Origin of the sequence: Parvibaculum sp. (genome assembly GCF_035325945.1) — a bacterium.
Lineage (GTDB): Bacteria > Pseudomonadota > Alphaproteobacteria > Parvibaculales > Parvibaculaceae > Parvibaculum.
The window spans coordinates 1-7,610 of record NZ_DAOKYX010000053.1 but is presented as its reverse complement, the minus strand read 5'-3'; the positions used below and the strand labels follow the sequence as shown (position 1 = coordinate 7,610).

The window sequence follows — 7,610 nt, the reverse complement described above, 5'->3', positions numbered from 1 at the left end:
GATGGCCAAAGAGAAATTTGAGCGCAATAAGCCGCACTGCAACATCGGGACGATTGGTCACGTTGATCATGGCAAGACGACGCTGACGGCGGCGATCACGAAGGTTCTTGCGGAAGCTGGCGGGGCGACGTTTTCGGCGTACGACCAGATTGACAAGGCGCCTGAAGAGAAGGCGCGCGGGATCACGATCTCGACGAGCCATGTGGAGTATCAGACGGAGAACCGTCACTACGCGCATGTGGACTGCCCCGGTCACGCCGACTATGTGAAGAACATGATCACGGGCGCGGCGCAGATGGACGGCGCGATCCTGGTGGTTTCGGCGGCGGACGGCCCGATGCCGCAGACGCGCGAGCACATTCTTCTGGCCCGCCAGGTTGGCGTTCCGGCGCTTGTGGTGTTCATGAACAAGGTCGACCAGGTGGACGATCCGGAGCTTCTGGAGCTCGTGGAGATGGAAGTTCGCGAGCTTCTGTCGGTCTACAACTTCCCGGGCGACGAGATTCCGATCGTGAAGGGCTCGGCGCTGGCGGCGCTCGAGGGCCGTGACGACGAGATCGGCAAGAATGCGATCCTGTCGCTGATGCAGGCGGTTGACGCCTACATCCCGCAGCCGGAGCGTCCGAAGGACCAGCCGTTCCTGATGCCGATCGAAGACGTGTTCTCGATCTCGGGCCGCGGCACGGTGGTGACGGGCCGCGTCGAGCGTGGCGTGGTGAAGGTCGGCGAGGAAATCGAGATCGTGGGCATCAAGCCGACGGTGAAGACGACCTGCACGGGCGTGGAGATGTTCCGCAAGCTGCTCGATCAGGGCGAGGCGGGCGACAATGTGGGCGTTCTGCTGCGCGGCACGAAGCGCGAGGATGTGGAGCGCGGTCAGGTTCTTTGCGCGCCGGGCTCGATCACGCCGCACACGGAGTTCGAGGCCGAGGCCTACATTCTGACGAAGGAAGAGGGCGGTCGTCATACGCCGTTCTTCACGAACTACCGTCCGCAGTTCTACTTCCGGACGACGGACGTGACGGGCGTGGTGACGCTTCCGGAAGGCACCGAGATGGTGATGCCGGGCGACAACGTGAAGATGAGCGTGACGCTGATCGCGCCGATCGCGATGGAAGAGAAGCTCCGCTTCGCCATCCGTGAAGGCGGCCGCACCGTCGGCGCCGGCGTCGTCTCCAAGGTGTTGAAGTAATCCGTCCGCGTTCTCGGCGGGATTAGGAGTGTAGCTCAACTGGTAGAGCACCGGTCTCCAAAACCGGGGGTTGGGGGTTCGAGCCCCTCCACTCCTGCCACCGCGGACTCGAGGAATTTGAAGGGACTCTCGTAGAGATCATGGCGAAAACCAATCCGCTTGAGTTCTTGCAGCAGGTGAGGTCCGAGACCGCGAAGGTCACGTGGCCGACGCGCCGCGAGACGGTGGTGACAACGATCATGGTCTTCGTCATGGTCGCCTTCACGACGGTATTTTTCTTCGCGGCGGACATGACCTTGAGCTACGGGGTCTCGCTCATTCTCGGTCTGGGAAGCTAAGGCCAGGGGCGCGCCCCTCGAAAGACAGAAGATTATGACCAAACGCTGGTATATCGTTCACGCCTATTCGAACTTCGAAAAGAAGGTCGCGGAGTCGATCCGCGAGCAGGCGGGACAGCAGGGTCTTGAGGAGCTGTTCGAGGAAATCCTCGTTCCGACCGAGGAGGTCGTCGAGGTTCGGCGCGGTCGCAAGGTCAGCACCGAGCGAAAGTTCTATCCCGGTTACGTGCTGGTGAAGATGGAACTGACCGATCAGACCTATCATCTGATCAAGAACACGCCGAAGGTCACGGGCTTTCTCGGCGCGGACAACAAACCGCAGCCGATCAGCCAGCGCGAGATCGACCATATTCTGCACCAGGTGCAGGAGGGCGTCGAACGTCCGAAGCCTTCGGTCACGTTCGAGATCGGCGAGCAGGTCCGCGTTGCGGACGGGCCGTTCGCGTCGTTCAACGGTTTCGTCGAGGAAGTCGACGAAGAGAAGGCGCGGCTCAAGGTGGCCGTGTCGATTTTCGGCCGCGCCACGCCGGTCGAACTCGAGTACGGACAGGTCGAGAAGCTCTGACCCGTCCTTGTTGTGGGAGGCGCTGCGGTTTCGTTCGATCCGCTGCGTCGCTGACCACTAACCCAGTATCTCCGGATTTTCCGGAAGGGGATTGAAATGGCGAAGAAAATCGAAGGCTATATCAAGCTGCAGGTGAAGGCGGGCCAAGCTAACCCGTCGCCGCCCATCGGCCCCGCGCTCGGTCAGCGCGGTCTGAACATCATGGAATTCTGCAAGGCGTTCAACGCGCAGACGCAGAAGATGGAACCGGGCATGCCGATTCCGGTCGTGATCACGGCTTATTCCGACCGTTCCTTCACCTTCGTGATGAAGACGCCGCCGGCGACCTACTTCCTCAAGAAGGCTGCGAAGATCGAGACGGCTTCCAAGACCCCGGGTCGCGGCGCGCCTGCTGCCTCGGTGACGATGGCGCAGTGCCGCGAGATCGCGGAAGCCAAGCTCGCGGACCTCAACGCGAAGGATCTCGATCAGGCGACGAAGATCATTGTCGGTTCCGCCCGTTCCATGGGCCTGCAGGTTGTGGAGTAAGGGCGATGAGCAAAGACGGAAAGCGTATCAGGAAGGCCCGTGAAGGCGTCGACAACAAGAAGATCTACTCGCTCGACGAGGCGATCAAGCTGGTGAAGGCGCACGCAACGGCGAAGTTCGACGAGACGATCGAAGTGGCGATCGCTCTCGGCGTCGATCCGCGCCATGCCGACCAGATGGTTCGCGGTGTTGTCGCGCTGCCCAACGGTTCGGGCCGCACGGTCCGCGTCGCGGTCTTCGCGAAGGGCGACAAGGCCGACGCCGCGCAGAAGGCAGGCGCCGATATCGTCGGTGCCGAAGATCTGGCCGAGACGATCCTTTCGGGCAAGATCGAATTCGATCGCTGCATCGCCACGCCGGACATGATGCCGCTCGTCGGCCGTCTCGGTAAGGTGCTGGGCCCGCGCGGCCTGATGCCGAACCCGAAGGTCGGCACGGTGACGCCCGACGTCGCCGAGGCCGTGAAGGCGGCCAAGGGCGGTGCGGTGGAGTTCCGCGTCGAGAAGGCGGGCATCGTGCAGGCTGGCGTGGGCAAGGCGAGCTTCACGGAAGATCAGATCCTCGGCAATGTCCGTGCGCTGATCGATGCCGTGCAGAAGGCGAAGCCGGCAGGCGCCAAGGGCACCTACATCAAGAAGATCGCCATCAGCTCGACGATGGGGCCTGGCGTCAAGGTCGAGCCGCAGAGCGTTCACGCGGCCTGACGGTTCGCGCGTTGAGAGTTTCCGTTTCGCATCGCAAGGTGCGAGACGGTCAGACGGACGGGAAGCGTGGTCGCTTCGGCTCATGAGCCGGAGTGTCCACGCCATCGTCCGTTTACCTGTCCGAGACTGCGGGTGCTGAGGCGCGAGCCGAGGCTTAATCGCCAGATAGGGCGGCCGGCAATAGACGGGAGTTTGAACGGTTTCATGGGCCTTCGGGCCGGTGGGATCGGTTGGAACCCGGGACAGGCAAGTGAGCGCCGCTCATCGGAGCCCCGCGAAGCTGGCCTTCAAGGGACAAGACGGGCGGCAAATGCCAATGGCGGTCGAGGCTCCCTGTAGGGGAGATAAAGCCGCCCCCAGGCGCATGAGGGTTTCATGCGCACGGAGAGAGCAAGTGGATAGAGCTGGAAAGGCAGAGCTCTTGACGCACCTCAACGGCGTTTTCGATAGCGCCAATGTGGTCGTCGTCGCCCACTACAGCGGCCTCACCGTGACGGAGATGACAGATCTCCGTGTACGGATGGCCAAGGCTGGCGCCGAGTTGAAGGTAACGAAAAACCGGATCGCCAAGCTCGCTCTGGAAGGCACAAAGGCGAACGCACAGATCGCTGATCTGTTCGCCGGGCCGACGGCTATCGCTTATTCGCAAGACCCGGTTGCGGCCCCCAAGGTCGCGGTCGAGTTCGCCAAGGCAAACCAGAAGCTGGTGGTCCTGGGCGGCGCGATGGGCGAGACGTTCCTCGATGCGAATGCGGTGAAGCAGCTTGCAGAACTGCCGTCGCTCGACGAACTGCGTGCAAAGCTGGTGGGCATGATCCAGACGCCTGCGACCCGCATTGCGGGTGTGGTGCAGGCGCCGGCGGGTCAGCTCGCACGCGTGCTGAATGCCTATGCCACCAAGGGCGAAGCAGCCTGATCCCCGAACGGGGCTGCTGTCGTGATTACCGATACCAACCGAACCAAGAGAGATGTGAAAAATGGCTGATCTTGCAAAAATCGTCGACGAGCTTTCGAGCCTTACGGTTCTCGAGGCCGCCGAGCTTTCGAAGCTTCTCGAAGAGAAGTGGGGCGTTTCGGCTGCGGCTCCGGTCGCGGTCGCCGCTGTTGCCGCTGGCGGCGCTGCCGCTCCGGCTGCTGAAGCCCAGACCGAGTTCACGGTCGTCCTCGCCTCTGCCGGCGACAAGAAGATCGAAGTGATCAAGGAAGTTCGCGCGATCACCGGTCTTGGCCTCAAGGAAGCGAAGGATCTCGTCGAAGGCGCGCCGAAGACCGTCAAGGAAGGCGCTTCGAAGGAAGAAGCCGACAAGATCAAGGCCCAGCTTGAGAAGGCTGGCGCCAAGGTCGAACTCAAGTAAGTCGACCTGCGTATGTGAGACGGGACGAGGGCGGTGTTCCTCGTCCCGGCCTCTCTCCCCCAGGGGGTGGAGGCGAAGAGAGAAATGGCTGGGCATACTGACCGGGCGGCTCAGCCTTCAAGACTACAGGCCCGGCCGCCGTTCTTATCAGAGCGTTGCGAGGAGCACAGATGACGCAGTCCTTCACTGGTCGTAAGCGGGTTCGCAAGTCCTTCGGTCGCATTCCGCAGATCGCCGAAATGCCGAACCTCATTGAAGTCCAGAAATATTCATACGACCAGTTCCTGCAGGTTGAAGAGCTGGCCGGCGGACGCCTCGACCAGGGCCTTCAGTCCGTCTTCAAGTCGGTCTTCCCGATCAGCGATTTTTCCGATACGGCCACTCTTGAGTTCGTTCGTTACGAATTCGAGCAGCCGAAATACGATGTCGATGAGTGCCAGCAGCGCGGCATGACCTTTGCCGCGCCGCTCAAGGTGACGCTGCGCCTCATCGTGTTCGAGGTTGACGAGGACACGGGCGCGAAGTCCGTCAAGGACATCAAGGAGCAGGATGTCTATATGGGCGACATGCCGCTCATGACCGAGAACGGCACTTTCGTCGTCAACGGCACCGAGCGCGTCATCGTTTCGCAGATGCACCGCTCGCCGGGCGTCTTCTTCGATCACGACAAGGGCAAGACCCATTCCTCGGGCAAGCTTCTCTTCGCGGCGCGCGTGATCCCCTATCGCGGCTCGTGGCTCGATTTCGAGTTCGACGCGAAGGACATCGTCTATGTGCGCATCGACCGTCGCCGCAAGCTGCCGGTGACGACGCTTCTCTATGCGCTCGGTCTCGATTCCGAGGGCATTCTCAGCACCTTCTACAACCGGGTCACCTTCACCAAGGCGAAGGAAGGCTGGCGCGTGCCGTTCGATGCGGAGCGCTTCCGCGGCGTGAAGCCGGAGCACGATCTCGTCGATGCCAAGACCGGCAAGGTCGTGGTGGAAGCCGGCAAGAAGATGACGCCGCGCCTCGCGCGCAAGCTCGCCGAAGACGGGCTCAAGGAGCTTCGCGTTCAGGACGAGGATCTCTTCGGCCGCTATCTCGCCGACGAAATCGTCAACATGGAGACAGGTGAGATCTTCGCCGAGGCGGGCGAGGAGATCACGCCGAAGCTGCTTCAGACGCTGGTCGAGGCGGGCTATGACGAGCTTGCGACGCTCGACATCGACCATGTCAATACGGGCGCCTTCATCCGCAATACGCTTGCGGTCGACAAGTGCACGAACCGCGATCAGGCGCTCATCGACATCTACCGCGTGATGCGCCCGGGCGAGCCGCCGACGCCGGAGACGGGCGAGGCGCTCTTCCAGAGCCTCTTCTTCGATCCCGAGCGCTACGACCTCTCGGCCGTCGGCCGCGTGAAGATGAACATGCGCCTCAACCTCGACGCCGAGGACACGGTGCGCGTGCTGCGCAAGGAAGACATCATCGCCGTCATCAGGACGCTGGTGGACCTGCGCGACGGCAAGGGCGAGATCGACGACATCGACAATCTCGGCAATCGCCGCGTGCGTTCGGTCGGCGAGCTCATGGAGAACCAGTATCGCGTCGGTCTGCTCCGCATGGAGCGCGCGATCAAGGAACGCATGTCGTCGGTCGATATCGACACGGTGATGCCGCATGACCTGATCAACGCGAAGCCGGCTGCGGCCGCGGTGCGCGAGTTCTTCGGCTCCTCGCAGCTCTCGCAGTTCATGGACCAGACGAACCCGCTCTCCGAGATCACGCACAAGCGTCGCCTCTCGGCTCTCGGGCCGGGCGGTCTCACGCGCGAGCGCGCGGGCTTCGAGGTTCGCGACGTTCACCCGACGCATTACGGCCGTATCTGCCCGATCGAAACGCCGGAAGGCCCGAATATCGGTCTCATCAACTCGCTCGCCACTTTCGCGCGCGTCAACAAGTACGGCTTCATCGAAAGCCCGTACCGGCGCGTCAAGGGCGGCAAGGTGACGGACGAAGTCGTCTATCTCTCCGCCATGGAAGAGGCGCGCTATCGCATCGCCCAGGCGAATATCCAGATCGGCAAGAAGGGCGAGATCGAAGGCGAACTCGTCAACTGCCGCATCGACGGCGACTTCGAGATGGTGCCGCCGGAGCAGGTCGATTTCATCGACGTGTCGCCGAAGCAGATCGTCTCGGTGGCTGCGGCGCTCATTCCCTTCCTCGAGAATGACGACGCCAACCGCGCCCTCATGGGCTCGAACATGCAGCGTCAAGCCGTGCCGCTCATCCGCTCCGAGGCGCCGCTCGTCGGCACCGGCATGGAAGCGGTCGTGGCGCGCGACTCCGGCGCTGCCATCGCGGCGCGTCGCACCGGCGTGATCGATCAGGTCGACGCGACCCGTATCGTCATCCGCGCGACGGAAGAGCTCGACCCCGCGAAGTCGGGCGTCGACATCTACAACCTGCGGAAGTTCCAGCGTTCGAACCAGAACACCTGCATCAACCAGCGTCCTCTCGTGCGCGTGGGCGATCAGGTGAAGAAGGGCGACATCATCGCCGACGGTCCGTCCACGGAGCTTGGCGATCTCGCTCTGGGCCGCAACGTGCTCGTCGCGTTCATGCCCTGGAACGGCTACAACTTCGAAGACTCGATCCTGATTTCCGAACGGATCGTGCGCGACGACGTGTTCACCTCCATCCACATCGAGGAATTCGAGGTGATGGCGCGCGACACGAAGCTCGGGCCGGAGGAAATCACGCGCGATATCCCGAACGTCGGTGAAGAGGCTCTGAAGAACCTCGACGAAGCCGGCATCGTCTATATCGGCGCCGAGGTCAATCCGGGCGACATTCTCGTCGGCAAGATCACGCCGAAGGGCGAGAGCCCGATGACGCCGGAAGAGAAGCTGCTGCGCGCCATCTTCGGCGAGAAGGCGTCGGACG

General features: G+C 62.5%; 8 protein-coding genes and 1 tRNA gene. All 9 read left to right on the top strand.

Annotated elements, in window-relative coordinates:
• Position 1: 1 nt before the first annotated feature.
• Complete coding sequence (tuf, locus tag PKA57_RS14685) at positions 2-1,192, top strand: elongation factor Tu (protein ID WP_324301863.1); 1,191 nt, start codon at positions 2-4, stop codon at positions 1,190-1,192.
• Positions 1,193-1,216: 24 nt separating this feature from the next.
• Positions 1,217-1,292: transfer RNA gene (locus PKA57_RS14680), tRNA-Trp, on the top strand.
• 40 nt (positions 1,293-1,332) lie between these two features.
• Positions 1,333-1,530 (top strand): preprotein translocase subunit SecE, encoded by a 198-nt coding sequence (secE, locus tag PKA57_RS14675; RefSeq protein ID WP_324301861.1) that lies wholly within the window; start codon positions 1,333-1,335, stop codon positions 1,528-1,530.
• Between the two features lie 34 nt (positions 1,531-1,564).
• On the top strand, positions 1,565-2,095 hold the full coding sequence (gene nusG / locus PKA57_RS14670; protein WP_324301859.1) for a transcription termination/antitermination protein NusG: 531 nt from the start codon (positions 1,565-1,567) through the stop codon (positions 2,093-2,095).
• Positions 2,096-2,191: 96 nt separating this feature from the next.
• Positions 2,192-2,623: a 50S ribosomal protein L11 gene (gene rplK, locus PKA57_RS14665; protein WP_324301857.1), complete on the top strand. Its 432-nt coding sequence runs from the start codon at positions 2,192-2,194 to the stop codon at positions 2,621-2,623.
• A gap of 5 nt (positions 2,624-2,628) precedes the next feature.
• On the top strand, positions 2,629-3,327 hold the full coding sequence (rplA, locus tag PKA57_RS14660) for a 50S ribosomal protein L1 (RefSeq protein ID WP_324301856.1): 699 nt from the start codon (positions 2,629-2,631) through the stop codon (positions 3,325-3,327).
• A gap of 394 nt (positions 3,328-3,721) precedes the next feature.
• Positions 3,722-4,243 (top strand): 50S ribosomal protein L10, encoded by a 522-nt coding sequence (rplJ, locus tag PKA57_RS14655; protein ID WP_324301854.1) that lies wholly within the window; start codon positions 3,722-3,724, stop codon positions 4,241-4,243.
• 61 nt (positions 4,244-4,304) lie between these two features.
• Entirely contained in the window at positions 4,305-4,682 is a 378-nt protein-coding gene (rplL, locus tag PKA57_RS14650) for a 50S ribosomal protein L7/L12 (protein WP_324301852.1), read from the top strand.
• A 170-nt stretch (positions 4,683-4,852) separates the two neighbouring features.
• Positions 4,853-7,610 (top strand): DNA-directed RNA polymerase subunit beta (rpoB, locus tag PKA57_RS14645; RefSeq protein WP_324301850.1); only part of this gene is annotated, 2,758 nt, incomplete at its 3' end.

Bases quoted from the DNA above. Each gene is read 5' to 3' on its own strand.
- nusG (WP_324301859.1), top strand. From the start codon at position 1,565: ATGACCAAACGCTGGTATATCGTTCACGCCTATTCGAACTTCGAAAAG.
- tuf (WP_324301863.1), top strand. From the start codon at position 2: ATGGCCAAAGAGAAATTTGAGCGCAATAAGCCGCACTGCAACATCGGG.
- rplA (WP_324301856.1), top strand. From the start codon at position 2,629: ATGAGCAAAGACGGAAAGCGTATCAGGAAGGCCCGTGAAGGCGTCGAC.
- rplL (WP_324301852.1), top strand. From the start codon at position 4,305: ATGGCTGATCTTGCAAAAATCGTCGACGAGCTTTCGAGCCTTACGGTT.
- rplK (WP_324301857.1), top strand. From the start codon at position 2,192: ATGGCGAAGAAAATCGAAGGCTATATCAAGCTGCAGGTGAAGGCGGGC.
- secE (WP_324301861.1), top strand. From the start codon at position 1,333: ATGGCGAAAACCAATCCGCTTGAGTTCTTGCAGCAGGTGAGGTCCGAG.